Here is a 22,331-nt window from a genome sequence, read left to right as displayed (position 1 = left end):
TCTCAACCCCGGCGGGCCGTGAAATACGGCTGGTACTCCGTCCCTTCTATGAGCGTGCCGAAGTCGTAACGCAAGGCCTGCACGGCCCGATCCGCGGCCGGGTTGGCGGCCAGCGCCTGCGGATCGAAAGCGATCCAGAGCTGGGAGAAGGCGGGCGCGCCCCGCAGCCCACCGGCGTAGAAGGCGATGAGATCGGCGCTGATCGCCTGGCCCGCGCGTTCGCAGCGGTTGATCTCCTCCAGCGCCGGGGAGCGGGTGAGGATGACGATGTCGGGCGCGCCGGGCAGGTTGGCGCAGAGGGCTATCATCGCCGCGTGCTCACCGCTGCCCGTGGCCTCGACGGAGCGGAGGCGGAGGTTGCGCTCCAGCAGGTGCTGCATCGGCTCGGCGAAAGCGAGTGCCGAGTTCTCGGGCGGCAGCAGGACGGAGGTTCCGGCGAGGCTCACCGCACCCTCCCGCGGGGCGAGGGCCAGCGGTGGAAAGGCGTCGCAGCCCGCGAGCAGGCCGAGCGACAGCAAAAGTCCGTTCAGAATACGCATGTTACATCCCCACACAGTGCGGCCAGAGGCTCGGGCCGCCTGTGCTCAGGATATGTGCCGGGGCGCACACACTTAATTGAAAACGTTGGATTTTGTGTGGAGTTGATGGTTGCCGGAAACCGGGGATTGAGAGCGCGGGCCGTGCCACAGCCGCCGCGGGTGCGTTCGCTCAGATCGCCATGTCGTCGCGGTGGACCACGTAGGCGCGGCCCGGATGGCCGAGGAGCGATTCGATCTCGCCGCTCTGGCGCCCCGCGATCTTGACGAGCTCCGCGCTGTCGTAGCCGGCGAGGGCGCGGGCCACGGCGCCGCCGTCGAGGCCGACGATGTCCACGGCGTCGCCCCGCTTGAAGTGGCCGCCGACCCCGGTGATCCCCGCGGGCAGCAGGGAGCGGCCGGCGATCAGGGCACGGGCCGCCCCCTCGTCCACCGTCAGCGTGCCGCGGGGGCGCATGGCGGCGATCCAGAGCTTGCGGGCGCGGGCCGGATCCTCGGTCGGGACGAACCAGGTGGCGCGCGCGCCGCTGCGCAGGGCGCTCACCGGGCGGTCGGCATCACCGCGGCAGATCGCCATGGCGCAGCCCGCCTGCAGCGCCGTTTCGGCAGCGAGGATCTTGGTGCGCATCCCGCCGCTCGCGCCCGCGGTTCCAGCGCCTCCGGCCATGGCGGCGATCTCCGGCGTGATGCGCTCGACCAGCGGCAGGTGGCGGGCGGTCGTGTCCTCGCGCGGGTTGGCGGTGTAGAGGCCGTCGACGTCGGAGAGCAGGATCAGCGCGTCCGCGCCGACGAGGGCCGCGACCTGCGCGGCAAGGCGATCGTTGTCGCCGTAGCGGATCTCGTCGGTCGCCACCGTATCGTTCTCGTTGACGATGGGCACGACGCCGAGGCCGATCAGCGTGCGCAGCGTGGCGCGGGAATTGAGGTAGCGCCGCCGATCCTCGCTGTCGTCGAGGGTCATCAGGACCTGCGCGGTCATCACCTCGTGCGGGGCGAGCCCCTGCTGGTAGGCGCGCGCGAGGCGGATCTGGCCGACGGCGGCGGCGGCCTGGCTCTGCTCCAGCGGCAGGGGGCCGGGGGCAAGGCCCAGCAGCCCGCGTCCCAGCGCGATGGAGCCGGAGGAGACGAGGATCACCGCCTTGCCCTCGGCCCGAAGCGCCGCGACATCGGCGAGCAGGCCGTCGAGCCAGGTGGCGCGCAGGTCGCCCGTCGCGGCGTCGACCAGGAGGGCGGAGCCGATCTTGATGACGACGGTGCGGGCGGTGGCGAGGCGGTCCGCGGTCTCGGTCAGGGCCGCCATGGCCCCTCCTCCACGGCATTCTCGGCGGCATCGCGGGCGAGGATCTCGGCCCGGAGCGCACGGAGCACCTCGGTCACACCGGTTCCTGCCGCACCCGAGAGTGTCAGGACCGGGCCGCCGCAGGCCGCCTCCAGCTCGCCGCGCTGCATTTCAACCAGCTCCTCGTCGAGGGCGTCGATCTTGTTGAGGGCGGTGATGCGGGGCTTCTCGGCGAGGCCGCCGCCATACTGCTCCAGCTCCTCGATGATGGTGCGGTAATCCTCGGCAATCGTGTCGGAGGTGCCGTCCACGAGGTGCAACAGCACGGCACAGCGCTCCACATGGCCGAGGAAGCGGTCGCCGATGCCGCGGCCCTCATGGGCGCCTGCGATCAGGCCGGGGATGTCGGCGATCACGAACTCCGCCCCGTCCACGCCGACGACGCCCAGATTGGGGTGCAGCGTAGTGAACGGGTAGTCCGCGATCTTGGGCCGGGCGTTCGAGGTCGCGGCGAGGAAGGTGGACTTGCCTGCATTGGGCAGGCCCAGCAGGCCCACATCCGCGATCAGCTTCAGCCGCAGCCAGATCACACCCTCGATGCCCTCCTGCCCCGGATTGGCGCGGCGCGGGGCCTGGTTGGTGGAGGATTTGAAGTGCAGGTTGCCGAAGCCGCCATTGCCGCCCTTGGCGATGACGAAGCGCTGACCGACTTCGGTCATGTCGGCGAGCACCGTCTCCTGATCCTCGTCGAGGATCTCGGTGCCGACGGGGACCTTCAGCACGATGTCGTCGCCATCGGCACCGGTCTTCTGCCGCCCCTCGCCGGGACGCCCGTTCTTTGCGAAGAAGTGCTGCTGGTAACGGTAGTCGATCAGCGTGTTGAGCCCGTCCACGGCTTCGGCGATCACGTCGCCGCCGCGCCCGCCATTGCCGCCATCGGGGCCGCCATACTCGACATACTTCTCCCGGCGGAACGAGATGCAGCCGTTCCCCCCGGCGCCGGAGCGGATATTGACCCGTGCGAGGTCGAGGAACTTCATGACCGGACTCCGAAGTCTGATTGGGACAGGCGGTATAGCCAGACCGGGTGGGGTTCAAGCCTTGCCGCACTTTCGCCGATCCCCTCGCCGATGTGACGGAAGCCCACCTTCTCCAGCACGCGGGCGGAAGCGGGGTTGTCGGTGAAGACGTCGGCCTGCACCTCGGCCCGGCCGTGGCTCGCGAAGAAGTGGGGCAGGAAGCCCAGCAGGGCCTCGGTCGCATAGCCCCGCCCCGCCTCCGCGGGGTCTAGAAAATAAAAAACAACGGGCGGCGCGGCGCCGCCAGTGGCCCCGCCGACCGATCCGATGAGACGGCCGTCGCGGCGGACAGCGAAGCGGTAGCATCCACGCTCGACGTCCTGCCAGCGGTCGATGAACGCCTCCGCCGCCGGAACACTCCAATCGGGCGGGAAGGCGTACAGCATCCGCCCGACTTCGGGCTGTGTCACGAGGCGGTGGAACGTGGGCGCATCGGCGCGGGTCAGACGGTCGAGGCGGAGGCGTGGCGTCTCAATCGGAAGGCGTGTTCTGGTCATGGTGACGACGTTCCTCCGCTGACCTGCATGCCGTCGGCCCGGCAGTCACCCGCCGGAGCCGCTCTTCGAAGAACTTCGCACAAGCGCCTTCAGTCGTGCGTCGGGCGCAGCTCGTAGGTCCAGGTGGGCACGGTGCCGCCGCGGGAGACGGAGACGGTCTCGCCGACGCCGGTGTAGCGGAAGCCCACGGAGGTCAGCAGCTTCGCCGACGGCTCGTTGTCCTGGAAGACGCTGGCGGTCAGGACCTCGCGGCCCGCGGCGAACTGGTCGGCGATCACCGCCTCCAGCGCCTCACGGGCGTAGCCGGTCTTCCAGAACGGGGCGCCGACCCAGTAGCCGACCTCACCGTCACCGCGCACGGCGATGAGGCCGAGGAGCTCGCTGCCCTCGATCTTTGTCGCGTCCATCGCCCAGATCTGCTCATCGCTGTCGGGGCGCGTCGCGCGGCCGATCAGCGTTTCCGCCGCACCAGGCGGATAGGGGTGCGGGATGCGGGTCGTCATCTTCGCCACGCGCGCGTCCCCCGCATAGAGCGAGATCAGCCCGGCGTCGGAGGCGCGCAGGGGGCGGAGCGTCAGGCGCTCGGTTTCGATCACGTGCGGTCCCATCACAGGTCCTTCCACGGCTCTTGCTCCAATCATCTCCCCCGGAACCGGAAAAGATAAGTGGTGGCGCTGGCTTGCGCCAGCGCCTCCTTTGATATTGCCGATCATGCGGCGGCCTCCTTCGCGGCCCGCTTGGCGCGGGCCTTCACACGCCAGGGCGCGTCGTGCTCCCAGTCGCCGGCCATGATCGAGCCGTAGGGCACGATCTCGTCGACGACATCGGCCAGGCGATGCTCCGCCATCTGGCGACGAACCACGCCCGCGTCCTTGTAGGCGGACGGCAGTTCGGACACGTCGATCCGGCCGCAGAAGAAGCGGGCGTCGAGGCCCTCCGTCTCCGCCGCGAAGACCTCCGCATCCGGGCGGCCGCCCAGGCTGCGCTTGTGTGCGGTGCGCGAGCGGTTCCGCCCGGCCCCGTGCGGCGCGAAGCCATGCTCGGGCGCGCCCTCGGCCCGGCGCACCAGCAGAACCGGCTGCGCCATGTTGAGCGGCACGATCTGCACGCCCCCGCTGTCCGGCAGGAAGGCCTCGTCCACCGGGGTCGCCCCCTTGGCGTGGTAGTAGAGGTCGTCCTTGCGGAAGACGAAGTTGTGCTCGTTCCAGATCCGCCGCTCCTGACGCGCGCGCAAACGCTCCACCACGGCCTGATGCAGACCGTTGTGGTTCGCCTTGGTCCACTTGCGCACCAGTTGCAGCGCCTCCCAGTAGGCCTCGCCCTGCTCGGTATCGGCCGGGATCCAGGCGTTGCCCTTCTCCGTCTCCGGCGACAGGCGCTTGCGGTGCTTCTCCGCCGCCTTCATCCCGAGCTTGTAGAGCCCCGCCCCCGGCCCGCGGGAGCCGTGGTGGGTCACCAGGCAGGTCCGCCCGGTGGCCGAGGAGATGCCGACGAAGGCGAAGTGGTTGCCGTCGCCCTGGGTACCCAGATGCTCCTGCGCAGCCTGCACGATCTTCGCATCCCGCAGGAAGCGGTTCTCGCGGAAGGCGTCGAGCAGCTTGGGGGAGAGGGTGAACCGCTCCCCGTTGCGCCGCCCGCCCGGCCCGAAATGGGTCACGGCGTGCATGGTGTCGAGCACGTCCTTGGGCGCCAGATCGTGGAACTCCGTCATCATGACGGAGCAGCAGATGTCGGCCGAGTGCATGCCCGGATGGATGGCGTTGCGCGCGATGGCGACGCCGCCGACCGGGATCGTGCCCTCGGGTCCCGCCGGACAGGCATCGGGCATCACCGCCCCACCGACCAGGGTCGGGGTGCGCATCAGCTTGGCCATGGTCCGTTCGACGGCCGCGACATTGGCCGCGTCCTCCTCACCCTCCGCCTCGATATGCATGGCGAAAGGCGCGGGCTCGCTCAGGAGCGGCCGCTTTCGCGGAGGTGCGATCCGTTCGAGATACTGGCGGAGGTCATCGCCCTGCAGATTCTGCGCGTTGGCCTCCGCGAGTGCGGGGCCGAACCAGGCCCCCTGCTCGAAGCCCATGGCGATCAGATCTTTTCCGGTCAGGGTCATGTGCCCTCTCCCTCTGGCGATGCCGCGTATCCAGTTGGCGGCGGTGGAGGGGACCGGCGGAAACGAGATCGGGGACCGGCGTTTCCGCCGATCCCCGAAACTGTTCTAACAGTAGGTCCGGCTTATTCAGCGGCCTCCTGTTGCGGGAGCACGCTGATGAACGTGCGGCCCTTGAGACCCTTGTGGAATTTCACGTTGCCTTCTTCGGTCGCGAAGATGGTGTGGTCGCGGCCCATGCCGACGCCCTCGCCCGGCCACCACTTGGTGCCGCGCTGACGCACGATGATGTTGCCGGGGATGACAGCTTCGCCGCCATACTTCTTCACGCCGAGGCGACGCCCTGCGGAGTCGCGACCGTTGCGGGAGGAACCGCCTGCCTTTTTATGTGCCATTCGTCTCTCTCCTTACTCGGCTGCGCCGGCGAATTCCTTCGCCTGCTCGATCCAGTTCTCACGCTCGATGCGGCCCTTGAAGGACAGCTTCTCGTCCATGTAGGCGATGTCCTCCGGACCCCACGCGGCGATCTGGGCGAAGGTGTAGACGCCCGCCTCGTTCAGCGTGGTCTCCAGCTTCGGACCGACGCCCGAGAGCTTCTTGAGGTCGTCCTTCTCGGCCGGGGCCTCGCTCATCAGGTTGGCCGGAGCCGCCGCGGCGGTCGCCGGAGCGGCCTCGGGTGCCGCGTCGGCCTTCGGAGCCGCCTTCTTCTTCGCCGGGGCCTTGGAGCCATCGGCGAGGATGTCCGTGATCCGCACCTTCGTCAGGTGCTGACGGTGGCCGCGGCGACGCTGGGAGGAGTGCTTCCGCCGGCGCTTCTTGAAGGAGATCACCTTCTCGCCGCGGGTCTGCTCGACCACTTCGGCCACGACGGCCGCACCGTCGATCGTCGGCGCGCCGACGGTCGTGGTGTCCCCGCCGAGCATCAGAACGTGCTCGAACCGGATCTCGTCCCCTGCTTCGCCGGCCAGCTTCTCGACCGTGAAGACATCATCCTTGGCAACTTTATACTGCTTGCCGCCAGTCTTGATCACCGCGAACATGCGCGTGGTCCTTCGTGTCTGTCGCGTCCTGTGGCCCCGGGTCTTCCGGCGTTTCATCTGCCTCAGACAGCGGCCCCGTCGCCGGGGCGTTTCGCAAATACGCCACCGCGCCCCGGACGGGCCGGAGCGGGTGAGCCGCCGATATCGTGGATCGCTGCCCCCAAGTCAAGCGCAAAGGGACGGTGCCGCTCAGGTCCGGTGGAAGCGGAGCGGCTTGGTGTTCTCCCGTGCGACGAGGCACTTCGCCTCCAGGTCGAGTTGCACGGTCTTCATCCACCAGCCCGCCTTGGCACCGCCGGGGAAGAGGTCATCAGGCAGGTGCGGGATCAGCCGCTCCTTCGCCTCCTTCGCGGTGAGGCCGGGTGCTCCTTCCGGCAGCACGGCGAGGAGCGCCGCGCGCATCGCCTCGTACTTCACCCGGCCGACCCGCTCCGTCCGGCCGGGGATGTTCACGTTCTCCACCTCGATCTTGTCGTCAGGCGCGGGCATCGAGCGCTCCTTTCACATAGTCGAGCTTCGGCGCGCGGAAGCCCATGGCGATCCACGCGCCAAGCAGCCTGAACATGAAGCCGGCGGATTGGCGGTCGTAGGACGGAATGGCGTCGTCGGGCGGCGTCCCCGTGGGCGCATCGCTCATCATGGTCCGCAGGTTGGGGACAGGGCGCTGCCACATAGGCAGGCGCTGGCTGTATAGGCTGAGCCAGTGGCCGCCCTGGAACTCCAGAAACATCGCCGAGTTGCAGCAGGTGGCGACGACGCGGCGGGTCTTTGCCTCCGTACCCAAGCGGTATTCGCGCAGCTGGTCGGTGCCCCGCAGCGGCGTGACCCGATCCTTGCGGTAGAGAACGAACCGGGTGCCGCCGCCCTGCTCTGCCATCGGCGGCGCATCCGGCAGCGCCTCCAGCGTTCTGGCGGCGGCGCGACAGCTCTCGCACCAGCACTCGGCCGCAAGCATGGGAGAGCCGCTGAGCTCGAACGCCGACTGTCCGCAGGCGCATGTGAACACGGTCGTTTGACGCATCGCTCCCTCCATCGCTGGACACTGATTAGACTAGACCGTCCAGTTTGATCTGTCAATGGCCTTCCGCTACGCTCGCAGTCCGGCTAGGGGAAGCGCATGACGAACGGAGCGGAGACCCGACGCGCGCGCACCCGCGCGGCCATCCTGGAGGCGGCGGAGCGGCTGTTCCTGCGCACGGGCTATAGCGGCACCAGCATGGACGAGGTCGCGGCGGAGGCCGACGTCTCCAAACAGACGGTCTACGCCCATTTCGGCAGCAAGGAGACGCTCTTCGTCGAGATGGTGGAGGGCATGACCGGCGGCGCGGGCGACGCGCTGCTCGCCCGGGTCGAGGACCCGTCTCCGGACCGGCCGATCGAGGAGTTCCTCCACGACTTCGCCGTCGAGCAGTTGCGGATCGTGATGACCCCGCGCCTCCTGCAACTGCGCCGCCTCGTGATCGGAGAGGTGGAGCGGTTTCCGGAGCTCGGCGCGACGCTGCACCGCCGGGGCCCCGCCCGCTCCATCACGCGGCTCGCATCAGCATTCCGGGCCTACGCAGCGCAGGGGGTGATCGCCGTGCCGGACCCGGAGGCCGCGGGCGCCTATTTCAACTGGCTGGTCATGGGCGGGCCGACCAACGATGCCATGTTCCTCGGCGATGCGGCCATCCCGCCCGAGAGTAGCTTCGCCCCCCACGCCCGCGAATGCGTCCGCATCTTCATAGCGGCCTACGGCACCTGACCATTTCGCCCTTGCGCGCCCCTGCCCGCTTCGCCTATCTACGCCCACGACCGCGGAGAGGTGCCGGAGTGGTCGAACGGGGCGGTCTCGAAAACCGTTGTGGGGGTGACTCCACCCAGGGTTCGAATCCCTGTCTCTCCGCCATTTTTCCGCCTCATCTGAGCACAATGCGCCATATAAATAAGGCGCTTGAGGGTGGCGAAGTCTAAATTGTCATCGATTTGCTCCACTTTTTGCTCCACATCTTTGTGCGCTCGCGCGTGTTGTGGCGGCCGTTGCCAGCGTGCTGAGCAGTGGGTGTGCCTGAAGTGGGCTTTTCAAGCCAGATTGGCGCTCAGCCTTGTCATGCTCCGGGACTGGAACCAGATCGCCTCGCTGGTGCAGTCCCGAACTGCACATTTTGTCGTGCTTTTGCGGTTTGTCGCAGGAAGATCCGCGAACATTTCGCCGATGAATGTCGGGGGACGCCTGTGCGTTTGGCGGGCGGTTTCCGAAGCTGTCGTGGGTTTTCCAGGTACCGAGGGTTCGGTTGCTGCGGCTGGCCGTTGATGCATCGCCTCGAACCTGACGGGTCGCGCTCCTGCAGGATGAGGTCGCGGTCCCGGGCCGCCGTGATATGCTTGGGTTCTCTCGAACGGAAGGCGGCGGCAACCTCGCCTCGAGCGCCGAGCCTTGCTCGAAGGGCGTTCATGACCGACATCGGATTGCCCGCGAGCCGTCCGAGCACCGGCGACCCTGTGGCGGCGGACAGGCTGAAGCCGGGGTGACGGAGCGGCACGAGCTGGCGCCGCGCACAGACGAAGCGGGTGCGCTTCGTTAGCCCTGCGGCGAGGCGGTCTTCGATGCGGCGGACATGGATCTCCAAACCCTTGTTCGCAGCGGTGCGCGCCGAGGTGCCGTAGGCGATGAGGGCGAGACGCTCATCGTCACGGGCCTCTACATCGAGCACGAGACAAGGCCGGATCTTCGGCGTCTGGCAGTCCTCGTCCTCATCTGCGTCGGCATGCGGGAACGCGAAGGCGATGACATGGCCGGGGCCGAGATGGTGCCGCCATTCCGGTGTTTCTGCAGGGTCAGTTCTGTCGAGCATAATCAATCCTCTTTCCGATGGTTTCACGCTTCGACGCTCTCCCTTCTCTTTGTGGGTTCGGCTCCGGTGCCGTGCGCGTCATCGAACTGCGCGCGGCACCGGAGCGGGCCCACGTTCATTGTCGTGTCTCGCGGAGGTGCGATGCTTCGAGCGCCCCGGCGCGGGTCTGCTCCTCGGCCACGGGACGTCGCGCGCCGGTTACCAGCGGTCAGGTCTCACGCTGCCGGTCGAGCCAGTCTTCGAGGTCACGCGGCGCGATGCGGGTGTTCTGTCCGACCTTTCGGGTTGGCAGACCCTGCGCAATCAGACGCTCGACGGAGCGGGTCGAGACAGCAAGGCTTGCCGCGACATCCTTCTTCGTCAGCAAGGGGCGCCGGTAGTCGTCCTCGGCCCGACGCGCGGGCATTGCGCCCGCCTCGCAGCGCCAGACGTCGCGCCAGCAAAGCCGCAGCTGCCCGCCCACCCGGACGGCCGGCAGGCGGCCGTCGCGGATCATCTCGCGCACGGTCCGCCGGCCAAGCCGCCAGTGCCATGCGACCTTATCGAGGGAGAGCGTGTAGTCGTAGGTCTCAGCCGATCTCATGGCAGGGACATGGTCCCCGGCAGAGGGCGTCCAAAACACGCTCCGCCTGTTCGATCAGCTCTCCGCGATCCGGGCGCGGATCGCCTGCCATTCCGATTGTCCCGCGGTGACGGCGCAGTCCGAGCGGTATTCGGCGCCTGCCTGCCGCGAGGCATGGCCGAGCAGAGCAGCGACGCGGTCGGCGGCGGTCTCTGCTTCGTAGCACCGCAGGTAGTCCGCAGCCACGGTGCGCAGGTCGTGGGCAGGAAGGCCGGTGACACGCTTGACCTGCTCGGACGGCCATCTGCTCGGACGTGCCGCCGGACCCTGCGTGAGCCAGTTCGCGCCCCGCAATTGCGCGAAGCGGGTCTGTGCAAGCCGCGCGGGGCGACCGGCGAGCAGATGCAGATCGAGGATCTCGCCGGTTTCAGGCCAGAGCGGTCCCGCATTCGCCATCCGGCCGGTCTTCTCCTGCCGGTAGCGCAGGGTCCACTCGCCCCAGGGCGTGCGCACGAGCTCGTCCCCCAGACGCCATCCGGCGATATCCCCCGTGCGCGCAGGCCAGTTGATCATGACAGCCAGAATGGCGCTCGTGGAGCGGGCCCGCTCATGCTCCGCGGTCCAGGCCGGCAAGCGCCGCGCGCGCTCCATCTCCGCTGCGAGCCGCTGCACGATCATCTCGTAGCCGCCCGAGGCATAGAGCACATCGAGACGATCCTGCTTGCCCTTGCGCGATGCGCGCCCCTTGCGGAGCCAGGACTGACGCACCGCACGCAGACCGTCGAGCTCGTCCGCATCCAATCCCCCATGAAGGCCAAGGGCAACCAACCCGCCGAGATAGTTCGAGATCGTCCGTGGCGCGACGGGAGTGATCCCCTGCCCGGCACTTCCATCCTGCAGCAGCCGCCCCAGTTCCCAACCGAAGAGCCAGCCCAGACGAGGCGGGCAGCGCAGGGCCGGCACGAGCGCGGCACACCGATCGACCGAGGCGACATGTCGACGGATCGTGCCCTCGCGCACGGGCGCGTCGAGCAGTCCGGGGAGGAGCTCTTGCCAGGACCGCGGCCATGCCTGTGACTTCTTGGTGGCCCAGGGGGCGAGCGCCTCGGGTGCAGTCGCCGGTTGCGCGGTTCGACCATGGCCCGCCGCCCGAGGCCGCGCGGTGTAGTATTCGCAGCGGAGCAGGCGCGCCTCGGCGAGCCCGACCTCCGGCACGTGCGTCGCGCAGACGCGCAGGAGGAGCGCGAGGGTCGATTCCGATCCGTAAGCCGCCTCGAAGGCCGCCCGGGATGGCGCGCCGTGGTGCTCCTCTCGATCGGCTAGACTGTCGAACAGTCTGCCCACGACCGAGATGGCACCCGGCGGCAGGTCAGCGCGAACCGACACAAGCCTATCCTTCAGCTCCCGGGGGAGCGAACTCAGCCTGCTTTCAGCGATCTCGGATTTCATGAGGCCGTCCACCGATGGCGGCGCAGGAGATCAGGATGGTGCGCCAGCAGCGCGTCCCGCAGCGCCTGCGAGACCGCCTTGCCGTCGTCGCGACCGTAATGCCGGCGCGCCACCTCCTCGGTATTGCACAGGATGGTCGAGACCAGTCCATAGGCGCCCGGGCGAAGCGCCAAAACAAGAATGGCCACCACATGGCGCATGCGATGCGGCGTGACATCGAGGCCGACCACAGACGCCCCCGCGCGCCAGAGCGCGAGGAAAGACGACGGCGCATAGACCCCGCTCGGCAGGCGCACCGGATCGCCGGAATCGCGCCTGGGACACCCCTCCCCCGGGAAGAGATAGACGTTGTCATGACCCCGGCCGGTCAGCTCGATGAAGCGCGGTCGATGGAGCTCGAGCCAGGTCTTGAGGATCTGCGCGTCACGGCTCGCAACGTCGAGCGTGACGGCCCGTTCGGTTTTCGTCTCCCAGCTCTCATATCGGAATTCGAAGCGGGGCGCCTTGCGGGGCGCAGGGGTCCGGATGAGGTTCGCAGGAACCTCCTCCCTCGACGCGATCCGGGTCAACCGCAGGCACGAGGGCCGCAGCGGCCGCGACAGCTGCATGGCCGCAGCAACGGCCGCGCCATACTGGCGCAAGGCCGTTACCTCGCGCGACGGGGACCCGGCCGCACGGGCCATCCGGATCGCATCCTCGGCGGAGCGGGCGATCAGTTCGGGCGCGCGCACCCATCGTGCGGCGACCGCGGGACTGCCGTGCAACAGCGCCGCGATCGCATCGACCTCGGCCACGACACCGGTCTCCCGCGCGACCCTGCGCCTCGCCCGCGGCTTGTCCAGATGCTTAGACTTGAGCAGCTCCACGATCGCCGGAACACTCCTGTCGTTCAGCCCATGACGGGCAAAGGCCGACAGGTTCGCAAGCCGCAGTTTCAGCGTGTCGCTGTCGAGAGCGTTCTTGAGATCGGGCGCCGCATCCGAGCGGGCAATCTGCGATCGGATCGCCGCCTCGATGACCGTCCGGGTCGTCAGCTCGCCGAGATCGCGCAACTCGGCCGGATCCCCGCCCTCATCCTCCCAGGCGCGCAGCAACCAGGAGACCGTCTCGCGATAGCGCGTGCGGGCGGCGTCCGGCTTGCGCAGGCTTCGCATCTTCGCGGCAGAACGATCGGCCTCGGCCATGACGTATTCCGGGTCCTCTCCGGCTTCGAGACGCGCCAGGAGCGCCTCGCCATGGTCATCCTCGCCGGCAACGGCCGCAGAGGCGGCGGCGTCGAAGGCGGCGCGGAAGGATGCGGGCAGCGTGGACCAGTCGATACGACGGGCGCGCGACGAGCCGGCCGGCACATGAAGCCTCTCCGCCGGAAGGTGAGCCGCGAGCTCCGGAATCTCGAGGAGGTCATCGCGCAGGCCGTTCAGGAACTGCACCGCCTTTCGGAGCGATCTACGGTCCTCTGCCGTCGCTTCACCGCTGATACGATTGATCTCCTCCTGCGTCACGTCCGCGGGCGCGCAACGGCACCGCGCGCGCAGGACCGACAGGGTCCGGTGCCGTCCGGTATTCCAGCGGCGGCCGGTCCGGGGCGGACCCTCATTGGCCGCGATGATATCCGCGAGCGCAGTCCATGCTGCGCGGTCGCGAGGATCGGCAGCAGCGGTCAGTCCCCAGACGTCGAGATACTGCCGGAGCAGACCGCGCACGCGACTGTCCGCGCGGGCACAGGCTGCACCGACATTGCGCGCGCGCGGAAAGGCCGCGCCCGGACGTCCTGCGATGTTGCGGTTGAATGCGACGGGATCGGCGGGGAGGGCCGCGAGATCGGCGTCGAGCAGCCCGAGCCGCGCGGGGATGCGGCGCAGCTCGCGGATCGGATCCTGGGGTTTGCCGGTTGTCTCCGCCCAGTGCAGGACATCGGCCAGTGTCGGGCGGGGCGTGTGATACTTCATGTTCTCTTCCGTGGCGTGTCGGGATCGTCGGTCCTCTCGGCTCGAGGGGGACCGACGATCCCGGACAGGCCATCGGACCTGCTCAGCCCTCTTGGCTTGACCCTGCAGCGACGCGTCGGGCCGCGGGCGCTCGTGGGATCGGAGCTTTGTGAGCGGTCGGACGTTGCCGGCGTGCCGTATCGGGCACAGCGGCTGTGCTGGGTCGCGCGCCCCATTGCGCAGCGTAGGCGTCGACGTAATCGGCTTTCGAGACCGACGGGATGGCGCCGCTCGTGGCTGTCTAGCCCCCTGTGTCTGGGCCACTGATCAGGGGTTTCTCTAATATTGTTTCAGGAACGGGTGGGCGCATGTTGAGTGCCTGATGCGGTCGGGTGTGATTGTACTGCCTGAGCCAGTGATTGATGACGATCTGAGCTTGCTTGGTCGTCGTGAACCACTCCGCATTGAGAACCTCTCGCCGTAATGTCCCATTGAAGCGCTCGTTGTATCCGTTCTCCCAGGGTGATCCTGGGTAGATGCGGATGGGCTTGATCCCAACACGCCGAAGCCAGCCCTGCATCGCCTCTGCTGCGAACTCGGGTCCGTTATCGGACCGGATATACTCCGGGGAACCGTGGCGCAGCAGGAGCGGATAGAGTGCTTCGAGAACTTCGTCGGCACCCATCTTGGTGCGGACCACAACAGCCAAGGCCTGCCGCGTGAACTCGTCGAGAACCGTCAGCATCTTGTAACTGCGCCCATTGCTGAGCTTGTCATGCACGAAGTCTATTGCCCAAACATGGTTCGGGTGCGTGGGCCGAAGCCGGATGATCGAGCTGCCCTTGTGGTAGAGCCGCTTGCGCTTTTTGTGCCGCTGCGGAAGCTGCAATCCTTCCTCACGCCAGAGCCGCTCGACCTTCTTGTGATTGACCCGCCAGCCTTCCATGTGAAGCAGCTCCGTGATCTTGCGGTAGCCATATCGCCCGTACTGCTTCGCCAACCGGATCAGAGCCAACCGTAGCGCATCATCGTCTCTCTGTGTTGGCTGATATTGCAGGGAGCTCCGCGCCAGGCCAATCACCCGGCAGGTCCGCCGCTCAGACGTGGCAAGCTTCTGGCGTGTGTGAAGGACGGCCTGACGAAGCTCCTCTGTGGTCAGGCCCTGGGCTTTAGGTGGTTCAGGCTTTCCTTGAGTATGAGCTTGTCCAGTTCGAGCTCGGCGACGATCTTCTTCAGTCGGGCGTTCTCTTTCTCCAAACTCTTCATCTCCGACAGCTGCGACCGGCCCATCCCGCCAAACCGTTTCCGCCAGTTGTAGTATGTCGCGTCGCTGATCCCGACGCCGCGGCATGCAGTGGCCACGTCATCGCCCGCCGTCAGCTTCAGCTCGATCTCACGCAGCAGCTTCAAGATGTCTTCGTCTGAATGTCGCTTCCTCGCCATGCCCAATCCCCCTCTCGCGGCCAATGTAATGGCCCAGTTCTAGGGGGGAAGGACACGGATACCGGCAGGGCAAGTCGATCGTCTCGTTCTGGGAGCGAAAGGTAAGCGAGACGGTGCACATGCCGCGAAATACGCCCGGATCATCCACCGTGGCAGCTCGTCTTGCGCTTAGGCGCGCGCGCTTTCGGCCATCGAATGCTCGGCCTCTGTCAGTTGATCCCTCATGTGGAACGGCTCCACCCAATCAAGGCGCCATGGCTTGTGTAACATCCATCAGGTATCATCTTTCATGTGTTAGCAGTTGCAACTCGCCCGGCGACGTGGCCAAGCACGATCGCGGAGAGCAGGCCGTTTCCCGACAGGTATCCGCTGTCGCCCGTGCCCGAGACGCCAACCGCAGCACCGCCTGCGGCGAAGAGGTTGGGAAAGGGAGTGCCGTCGCGGCGCCGAACCCGCGCGTCCGTAGTGATGTTGAGCCCGCCCTGCGTGTGGAAGAGCGCCCCGGTGACCTTCACCGCGCAGTATGGAGGCGCAAGCGGCGGGCCGTCGTAGTGGCGCCCGAAGACGTCGGTCTGGCCGACGGCGACGGATGCGAGACTGCTAGCCAACGCGTCCTCGGGTAGACCCGTGACCTCGGCAAGTTCCGGCACCGTGGCGGCCTCGCGGATCGCGCCCATGGCCTCGGCATCCTTGAAATCCTGGAACTGCCGCGCGACGGACGCGATGCGGGTGTCGAAGATCGTCCAGGCGACGCCCTCGGGCTGGGCGAGAACCGCGCGGGCCGCTTCGGAATAGCCCTGGCTTTCGTCCCAGAACCGCTCGCTGCGCAGGTTCACTTGGATGCCGCCGCCGGTGATGACGGCCCAGGTGATCAGGATGCCCTGCGGGTGCGCGACGTTGCCGTGGCCCTGATAGGCGCCCAGATGCAGGCTCTCGGCGCCCAGCGCATCGCCCCAGCACACGGCGTCACCGCGGTTGCCGTCGTGACCGAACCAGAGGGCGTTCTCGATCTCCGGCATGTGGCGTGCGACCATCGCGCGGTTCCCGCCGTAGCCGTTGCAGGCGAGGATCAGCGCCGCGCAGCCCACACGCTCCGGCCCCTCCGGGCCGTCCATCTCCACCCCCGTGGTTCGGTCGCCGTCCACGAACAGCGTCGTCGCGCGGCGGTTGCAGATGATGTCGACCGACGCGGCCTCGCAGGCATGTCGGAGACGGTCGACGAGCTCCCGGCCCGAGCGGGTCGGAAGGCCGTGCATCCGCCTCCGCGCGTGGCCCGGATAGTCGAAATCGTCGACGACCGAGAAGGGCAGCGCGAAGCGGTCGGCCAGCCACTCGACGGTCGCGCCGGCTTCGCGTGCGAGGAGATCGACCAGCGGCTGAGGGTTCTCTCCCTTCGCCTTGGCCTGGATGTCGGCGGCGAAGAGGTCTGGGCTGTCCTCGATCCCCGCCGCGCGCTGAAAGCGGGTGCCGGCGGCCGGGATCAGACCGGCCGAGAGGGCCGTTGATCCGGCCGGAACGGCGTCAGCCTCGATCACGAGCACCTCGCCGCCCGCATCGACGATCGAGAGGGCCGCCGTCAGGCCGCAGGCGCCGGCCCCGATGACCAGCACCGGGACATGGATCTCGAAGCCCTCGGGCGGCGTGGGCAGGACGGCCACCGGTCAACCCCTGCTGTCGTCTTCGTAGCATTCGCCGAGCGCGAGCATCTCCGCCGTACCGATGCGCGCGTTCAGGCCGTCGAAATCGAACATCCGGTCGGCGAACGGACGGTTGCTGCCATTCGCGCGCAGGCTGCCATAATAGGCCTCCGCCGTGCGGGCCATGGCGCGCACGATGCCGCCGGGGAAGATCACGATGGAGAAGCCCAGCGCCTCCAGATCCGGTGCGCTCTGGATCGGCGTGGCCCCGCCCTCGACCATGTTGGCCAGAAGCGGGATGCGGCCGCGGAACTGCGCGGCGGCGACGCGGAGCTCCTCCTCCGACCGCAGCGCCTCGATGAAAAGGACGTCGGCGCCGGCGGCGACATAGGCTTCGGCGCGCCCGAGAGCCTGCTCGAAGCCCTCGACCGCGACGGCGTCGGTGCGCGCGATGATGAGCGTGTCGTCGGTGGCGCGCGCATCGGCCATGGCCGCGATCTTGCCGACCATCTCGCCCGCGGGGATCAGGGATTTGTCGGACAGGTGGCCGCAGCGCTTCGGATAGGTCTGGTCCTCGACCTGCAGCGCATTGGCCCCTGCCCGCTCGTAGAGGCGCATGGTGCGTTGCGCGTTCAGCGCGTTCCCGAAACCGGTGTCGGCGTCGATGATGATCGGCAGGTCGACGCGGTCGCGGATGAGGGCCAGCGTGTCCGTCATCTCCGACACCGATGTCAGGCCGATATCGGGGCGGCCAAGCCGGGTGTAGGCGACGGCCGCGCCGGAAAGGTAGAGCGCCTCGAACCCCGCCTGTTCGGCCAATGCGGCGGTCAGGCCGTCGAACACGCCCGGTGCGATCAGGATGTCGTCTTGGCCGAGGCGGCGTCGAAGGGTCATGACAGCGCCTCCACCATCTCCGCACAGGTCGTGACTTGCGTGACCGAGGCGAGCGAGACCAGCGTCGCGTCATGCACCTCCTGCCGGAAGGCCGCGCAGCCGTCGGACAGGAGCACCGTGTGGATGTTGCGCAGATGCGCGTCCCGCACGGTGCTCGCCACACCGCCATTCGTGACGATGCCACCGATGATCAGGGTATCGATGTCGAGGGCGCGCAAGATGTATTCCAGCCGCGTCTGGTAGAGCGCGGAATAGGCGACCTTCTCGATCGTGTAGTCCGCCGGGGCGAGCTCATCGACGAGGGCATGGCCGAAGGCGCCGGGAGCGAAGTCGCCCTTGCCGAGAAATGGCCTCAGCTTCTTGAGGTGCGGCGCGATCAGCGGCTCGCCGCCCGGCCCCGGGACGAGCGTGAACTGCGCGCTCACATAGGTCCCGCCCTTCGCGCGAAGGGCCTCCGCGACGGGTTTGATCCGGGCCGGAAGCGCGGAGATCGCCTCGGAGGTCTGCCCGGCCCGGCCGTAGGCGCCCTCGGGGTGCAGGAAGTCGTTCTGCAGATCGATAGTGAGCAGCGCGGTGCGTTTCGGGTCGATCGTGTCGCTCATGTCAGTCCCCCGCTGTCATGCGCCGGATCCGGCGTGATGATCGTGTTGCCGCAGGCGTCGACCGAGCCGGTCAGGCCGGGGTCGATCAGGACGGTCGTGTCCGGCTGGACGAGGATGGCCGGCCCCTTGATCTCGGCCCCGACTGGCAAGGCCAGGCGGTCGTAGATCGACGTCTCGTGCCAGGCGTCGCCGAAATGCACGCGGCGCGTGCCGGTGAGCGCGTCCTCGACCCGCCCGCCCTGCGGTGCGAGCGTCGTCAGGTCGAACTTCGGCCGCCGCCCGATCACGGCGCTGCGCAGGTTCATCACCCGCCGGGTGCCGTCCTTCAGCAGGCGGCCATAGGTTGCGGTGTAGGCGGTGTCGAAGGCGTCCTCGATCTCCGCCACGCTGGGGGCCGAGACCGTGCCCTCGACCACCGAAACCGGGATCGGGACGGAGACGGTGTGGGTCTGCCCGACATAGGCCATGTCGAGTTCGAAGACCGTGTCGCGCGCCTCGAAGCTGGATTTCGCGGCGTCGAGCAGCGCGAGGCCCTCGTCGACATGGCGCTGCATGACCTGCCCCAGCGTGCATGTGTCGAGCCCGGCGGTCAGGCTGTTGACGGTCTGCACGAAGTCCTGGCGCATATCGGCGATGACGCACCCCATGGCCGAGGTCACGCCGGGATAGCGCGGCACGATCGCGCGGCCGATCCCGACCTCCTTCAGCATCGCGCCGGTGTGCAGCGCACCGCCGCCGCCGAAGGGCATGAAGGCGAAGCGCTTGGGATCGAAGCCGCGCTCGATGGAGACCAGCCGGATGGCGCCGGCCATGCGGGAATTCGCGACCGTCAGAATTGCCTCGGCCGCTTTGGTCGTCGACAGGCCGAGGACCTCGCCGACATGCGCGTCGATGGCCGCGGCAGCACCTGCTACGTCGAGGCGATCGAGCTTGCCGCCGATCGGGTTCTCGGGGTCGATCCGGCCCAGCACCACGTTGGCATCGGTCACTGTCGGCCGGGTGTTGCCCTGCCCGTAGGCGACGGGGCCGGGGGTGGAGCCCGCGCTTTCGGGGCCGATGTTCAGTAGTCCGCCCTTATCGACCCAGGCAATGGAGCCGCCGCCTGCCCCGATCGTCGTGATCTCGATCATCGGCGTGCGCACGACCATGCCGAAGTCGATCGAGGTCTGCGGGGCGAGTTGCGACTGGCCCTCCGCGATCAGGGCGACATCGAAACTGGTGCCGCCCATGTCGCCGGTGATCACGTTGTGGAACCCCGCCGTTCGCGCGATGTGACCCGCTGCAATGACGCCGGCTGCCGGGCCCGAGAGGGCCGTGCGCACTGGCAGCCGGCAGGCAGTGTCCGTCCCCATGACACCGCCGTTCGATTGGACAATCAGGAATTCGCCACGGCTCCCGCCGCTCTTCAGCGCGCCGTCGAGCCGGTGGATGTAGCCCGACACCTCGGGCTGCAGGTAGGCGTTGAGCGCGGTGGTGGAAAAGCGCTCGAACTCGCGGATCTCGGGCAGGATCTCGGAGGAGCAGCTCACATGCGGGTTCGGCCAGATGGCGCGCACGGCCTCGACGGCGCGAGCCTCGTTCTCCCGGTTCGCATAGGCGTTGGCGAAGAGGATCGCGACGGCGGTGCACCCCTTATTCAGCAGCGCGGCGGCCGCCTCACGTACGCGGTCGAGATCGACGTGCGTCCGGATCGTGCCGTCGGCCAGCGTGCGCTCGGGCACTTCGAGGCGCAGGTCGCGCGGGACGACGGGCTCGAAATCGCCGCGGAGGCCCCAGGTCCGCGGCCGGTCGCGGCGGCGCATTTCGAGGACGTCGCGCAGGCCCTCGGTCGTGATCACCCCGATCCGGGCGCCCTTGCGCTCCAGCAGCGCGTTGGTCCCGGCGGTCGTGCCGTGCACCACGACATCGACGGTGGAGAGGTCGTCGACCTGGCGGGAGATCCCGTCGAGGAACCCGCCCGACTGGTCGGGCCGCGTCGTCGGCACCTTGGCTACCGCGGCCTTGCCCGTCGCCTCATCCAGCACGAAGACGTCGGTGAAGGTGCCGCCCACGTCGACGCCGATCATGCGGCTCATGGGTCGACCTCCTGCCAGCCCGGGCCGTAGGTTTCGGTCGCGGTCTCCGCAGTGAGGTAGCCGAGGGCGACGTCGCGGGCGACGGCCTCGGGTGAGCGCGCACCAGGCGTGCCGTAGCCCCCGCCGCCGGGCGTTTCGAGGCGCACGGCCTGGCCCCGGGTCAGCTTGATGCCGAGCATCTTGGAGGCGAGCGGTGGTTCGTGCCAGCCGTCGTCCTGCTGGTAGTGGAAGACGTTCATAGCGCCCTCGCCCCCGCCCGCGACGCCGCGCGGGGCGAACCGGCCCCGCTCGCCGAACAGGAAGGCCTCGGCCTTTTCCTCCAGCAATTCGATCTCGTAGACCGCGCCTAGCCCGCCGCGATGCTGGCCCGCCCCTGCACTATCCGGGCGCAGCGCCCACTGGCGGAACATGACGGGATAGGCGGCCTCCAGGATCTCCATCGGCGGGATCGTCGCGGTGGAGATCGGCGCGTTGCCGTGGTTGAGTCCATCGCAGTCGTCCGAGCCGCCATGCCCGCCGCCGTAGAAGCTGAACATCACCCAGCGCTGCCCGTTGGCGCGCTTGCCGGCGATGGAGAGCGCGTTGATCGTGCCGTAGGCGTTGGCGACCACACGCTCCGGCGCCGCCTGGGCTGCGGCCGAGAAGATCACGTCGATCATCCGCAGGATCGTCTCGGTATACCCGCCGACGGGGGCGGGAAATTCGGCGGAGAGGAGCGATCCGTCGGGCACGCGCACGTCGATCGGGCGCATCACCCCGGCATTCGCGGGCAGGTCGGGGAAGATGTGCTTGATCGCCACGTAAGCCGTGGCCACCGCCGTCGGCAGGGCGATGTTGACCGGCCCGGCGGTCACGGTGGCGGAGCCTGCGAAGTCCAGCACCATGCGGTCGCCCGAGATCTCCAACGCGACGCGGATCGGCAGCGCCGTGTCGGTGATCCCGTCATTGTCGAGGAAATCGTCGGCCTCCCACCGGCCGTCGGGAAGCTCTGCCAGTTCGGCCCGCATCAGCGCCTCCGCCCGGTCCTGCAGGGCGTCGAGCGCCGCCTTCACGGTCTTCGCGCCGTACTCGGCCAGCAGCGCGTCGAGCCGCTTCACCCCGAGGTCGAGCGCGCCCAGCTGCCCGTTCAGATCGCCCATCGCCGATTGCGGCAGGCGCGTGTTGCGCAGGAGGATGTCTATGATGTCCTGCTGGAGCGCGCCGGCCCGCGCGAGCTTGACGGGCGGCAGGACGAACGCCTCCTGAAACGCCTCGGTCGCGGACGGGTTGTAGTTGCCCGGAACGGCCCCGCCCACATCGTGCCAGTGCCCAACCGAAGCGAGATAGCAGAAGAGCTCGCCGTCATGGAAATAGGGCCGCACGAGCCGCATGTCGGACAGGTGCGTGCCGCCCATATGCGCGTCGTTGAAGATGTAGATGTCGCCATCCGCCAGATCGCCGGCTTCAGCCGCCTTCTCGATCACGGCCTTCACGGCGAAGGACATCACGCCGACGAAAATCGGCAGGCCCGACCTGCCCTGCACCAGCGTATCGCCGCTGGTCGCGTGATAGAGCCCGTGGCTCGCGTCATGCGCCTCGGCGATGATCGGGTTGAAGGCGGCCCGGAACAGCGTGGCGTCCATCTCGTCCGCGATCTGCTCCATGCGCCCGGCCAGGACAGCGAGGGTGATCGGATCGATGTCGCCGGTCATTGCGCGCGCACCTCGGCGATGTCGTTCCAGACGTCCTGCTGCGTGATCCTGCCATCCCTGATGGCGAACCGGTCGATGAAGCGGATGCCGGAGAAGGGCGTGCCGTCCGGCCACTCGCCGGACAAGGTCCCGCGGGTGTAGACGACCGCAGCTCCCTCCGAGTGGAACGCCTCGACCGCCTCGTAGGTCTTGGCCACGGAACGGTAGCGATCCTTCGCCCAGTCCAGAAGCTCCGCAAGCGTGGTCATCGGCCCGGTTCCGGGAAACGTCATCGAGAACTCGGGGGCGAGCATGGATCGCGCGGTTTCCAGATCGCGCGCCTCCATGGCGTCGAGATAGGCCCGGACCAGCTTCGCGGGATCCGGCAGCGCCGGTGCGGGCGTGCGCTGCTCGCCGCCCCGCGCGTAGTTCTCAGGAGGATACTCGTGCAGCATGACGGTGATCGCCTCATCCGGCGCCGGCACGACGAACCGGATCGCATCCGTCAGCGCGGATGTCAGGCGTTTCTTGTCGTCCGGCCCATATCCTTCGAGGATATGGGCCTCCACAATCGGCATACCGCGCCTCCAGAAATCTGCACTTTTCATATAACAGGTTTTAGGGTAATTAAAGTCCAAATAGGGTGATGAAAAACCATCTGGCTGGTTGATCGGAGCGACACGACCCACGATCCCACCG

The 22,331-nt window shown here is 68.1% G+C and carries 22 protein-coding genes and 1 tRNA gene; 2 read left to right on the top strand and 21 right to left on the bottom strand.

Annotation, left to right across the window (positions count from 1 at the left end; translation table 11 throughout):
• Positions 1-2: 2 nt before the first annotated feature.
• From I0K15_RS15815 to I0K15_RS15770, 10 genes are all read right to left on the bottom strand, one after another.
• A complete protein-coding gene (locus tag I0K15_RS15815) occupies positions 3-539 on the bottom strand; it encodes a hypothetical protein (RefSeq protein WP_196102452.1) in 537 nt (178 codons plus the stop codon).
• A 169-nt stretch (positions 540-708) separates the two neighbouring features.
• Positions 709-1,836, bottom strand: coding sequence for a glutamate 5-kinase (gene proB, locus I0K15_RS15810; RefSeq protein WP_196102451.1), 1,128 nt, complete (start codon positions 1,834-1,836; stop codon positions 709-711).
• Positions 1,824-2,855, bottom strand: coding sequence for a GTPase ObgE (obgE, locus tag I0K15_RS15805; protein WP_196102450.1), 1,032 nt, complete (start codon positions 2,853-2,855; stop codon positions 1,824-1,826). Before obgE ends, proB begins: the two co-directional genes overlap by 13 nt.
• Complete coding sequence (locus I0K15_RS15800) at positions 2,852-3,391, bottom strand: GNAT family N-acetyltransferase (protein ID WP_196102449.1); 540 nt, start codon at positions 3,389-3,391, stop codon at positions 2,852-2,854. The genes obgE and I0K15_RS15800 overlap by 4 nt, the downstream gene beginning before the upstream one ends.
• Positions 3,392-3,480: 89 nt before the next feature.
• Positions 3,481-3,999 carry a GNAT family N-acetyltransferase gene (locus I0K15_RS15795; RefSeq protein ID WP_196105501.1) on the bottom strand — a complete coding sequence of 173 codons (519 nt, stop codon included), beginning with the start codon at positions 3,997-3,999 and terminating at the stop codon, positions 3,481-3,483.
• Between the two features lie 101 nt (positions 4,000-4,100).
• Positions 4,101-5,501, bottom strand: a complete 1,401-nt coding sequence (locus I0K15_RS15790) for an RtcB family protein (RefSeq protein ID WP_196102448.1) — start codon at positions 5,499-5,501, stop codon at positions 4,101-4,103.
• A gap of 122 nt (positions 5,502-5,623) precedes the next feature.
• Entirely contained in the window at positions 5,624-5,893 is a 270-nt protein-coding gene (gene rpmA, locus I0K15_RS15785; RefSeq protein WP_196102447.1) for a 50S ribosomal protein L27, read from the bottom strand.
• Between the two features lie 12 nt (positions 5,894-5,905).
• Positions 5,906-6,538 carry a 50S ribosomal protein L21 gene (locus I0K15_RS15780; protein WP_196102446.1) on the bottom strand — a complete coding sequence of 211 codons (633 nt, stop codon included), beginning with the start codon at positions 6,536-6,538 and terminating at the stop codon, positions 5,906-5,908.
• A gap of 189 nt (positions 6,539-6,727) precedes the next feature.
• Positions 6,728-7,027: a DUF6958 family protein gene (locus tag I0K15_RS15775; RefSeq protein ID WP_196102445.1), complete on the bottom strand. Its 300-nt coding sequence runs from the start codon at positions 7,025-7,027 to the stop codon at positions 6,728-6,730.
• Positions 7,014-7,559, bottom strand: coding sequence for a GFA family protein (locus I0K15_RS15770; RefSeq protein WP_196102444.1), 546 nt, complete (start codon positions 7,557-7,559; stop codon positions 7,014-7,016). Before I0K15_RS15770 ends, I0K15_RS15775 begins: the two co-directional genes overlap by 14 nt.
• Positions 7,560-7,655: 96 nt before the next feature.
• On the opposite strand from I0K15_RS15770, the gene I0K15_RS15765 reads away from it, so the two are divergent.
• Both I0K15_RS15765 and I0K15_RS15760 read left to right on the top strand, forming a co-directional pair.
• A complete protein-coding gene (locus I0K15_RS15765) occupies positions 7,656-8,282 on the top strand; it encodes a TetR/AcrR family transcriptional regulator (RefSeq protein ID WP_196102443.1) in 627 nt (208 codons plus the stop codon).
• A gap of 54 nt (positions 8,283-8,336) precedes the next feature.
• Positions 8,337-8,426 (top strand) — tRNA-Ser (locus I0K15_RS15760).
• A gap of 199 nt (positions 8,427-8,625) precedes the next feature.
• Here I0K15_RS15760 and I0K15_RS15755 read toward each other — a convergent pair.
• The 11 genes from I0K15_RS15755 to I0K15_RS15705 form a co-directional block, all read right to left on the bottom strand.
• On the bottom strand, positions 8,626-9,378 hold the full coding sequence (locus I0K15_RS15755) for a hypothetical protein (protein ID WP_230374153.1): 753 nt from the start codon (positions 9,376-9,378) through the stop codon (positions 8,626-8,628).
• 202 nt (positions 9,379-9,580) lie between these two features.
• A complete protein-coding gene (locus I0K15_RS15750) occupies positions 9,581-9,955 on the bottom strand; it encodes a helix-turn-helix domain-containing protein (RefSeq protein ID WP_196102441.1) in 375 nt (124 codons plus the stop codon).
• Between the two features lie 54 nt (positions 9,956-10,009).
• Positions 10,010-11,320: a hypothetical protein gene (locus tag I0K15_RS15745; RefSeq protein ID WP_196102440.1), complete on the bottom strand. Its 1,311-nt coding sequence runs from the start codon at positions 11,318-11,320 to the stop codon at positions 10,010-10,012.
• Positions 11,321-11,379: 59 nt separating this feature from the next.
• Positions 11,380-13,332 (bottom strand): hypothetical protein, encoded by a 1,953-nt coding sequence (locus I0K15_RS15740; RefSeq protein ID WP_196102439.1) that lies wholly within the window; start codon positions 13,330-13,332, stop codon positions 11,380-11,382.
• Positions 13,333-13,612: 280 nt separating this feature from the next.
• A protein-coding gene (locus I0K15_RS15735) for an IS3 family transposase (RefSeq protein ID WP_422393987.1) occupies positions 13,613-14,754 on the bottom strand; the annotation gives its coding sequence in 2 pieces (ribosomal slippage) (positions 13,613-14,491 and positions 14,494-14,754; 1,140 coding nt in all).
• Positions 14,755-15,041: 287 nt separating this feature from the next.
• Entirely contained in the window at positions 15,042-16,412 is a 1,371-nt protein-coding gene (locus I0K15_RS15730; protein WP_196102438.1) for an FAD-dependent oxidoreductase, read from the bottom strand.
• A gap of 3 nt (positions 16,413-16,415) precedes the next feature.
• On the bottom strand, positions 16,416-17,285 hold the full coding sequence (locus tag I0K15_RS15725) for an isocitrate lyase/PEP mutase family protein (RefSeq protein WP_196102437.1): 870 nt from the start codon (positions 17,283-17,285) through the stop codon (positions 16,416-16,418).
• Positions 17,282-17,887 carry a cysteine hydrolase family protein gene (locus I0K15_RS15720; protein ID WP_196102436.1) on the bottom strand — a complete coding sequence of 202 codons (606 nt, stop codon included), beginning with the start codon at positions 17,885-17,887 and terminating at the stop codon, positions 17,282-17,284. Before I0K15_RS15720 ends, I0K15_RS15725 begins: the two co-directional genes overlap by 4 nt.
• Positions 17,884-19,962, bottom strand: a complete 2,079-nt coding sequence (locus I0K15_RS15715) for a hydantoinase/oxoprolinase family protein (protein ID WP_196102435.1) — start codon at positions 19,960-19,962, stop codon at positions 17,884-17,886. The genes I0K15_RS15720 and I0K15_RS15715 overlap by 4 nt, the downstream gene beginning before the upstream one ends.
• Complete coding sequence (locus tag I0K15_RS15710; RefSeq protein ID WP_196102434.1) at positions 19,959-21,653, bottom strand: hydantoinase B/oxoprolinase family protein; 1,695 nt, start codon at positions 21,651-21,653, stop codon at positions 19,959-19,961. Before I0K15_RS15710 ends, I0K15_RS15715 begins: the two co-directional genes overlap by 4 nt.
• Complete coding sequence (locus tag I0K15_RS15705; protein WP_196102433.1) at positions 21,650-22,210, bottom strand: nuclear transport factor 2 family protein; 561 nt, start codon at positions 22,208-22,210, stop codon at positions 21,650-21,652. Before I0K15_RS15705 ends, I0K15_RS15710 begins: the two co-directional genes overlap by 4 nt.
• Positions 22,211-22,331 lie beyond the last annotated feature (121 nt).

The organism is Pontivivens ytuae, assembly GCF_015679265.1.
GTDB lineage: Bacteria > Pseudomonadota > Alphaproteobacteria > Rhodobacterales > Rhodobacteraceae > Pontivivens > Pontivivens ytuae.
This window is presented reverse-complemented; position numbering and strand designations above follow the sequence as displayed.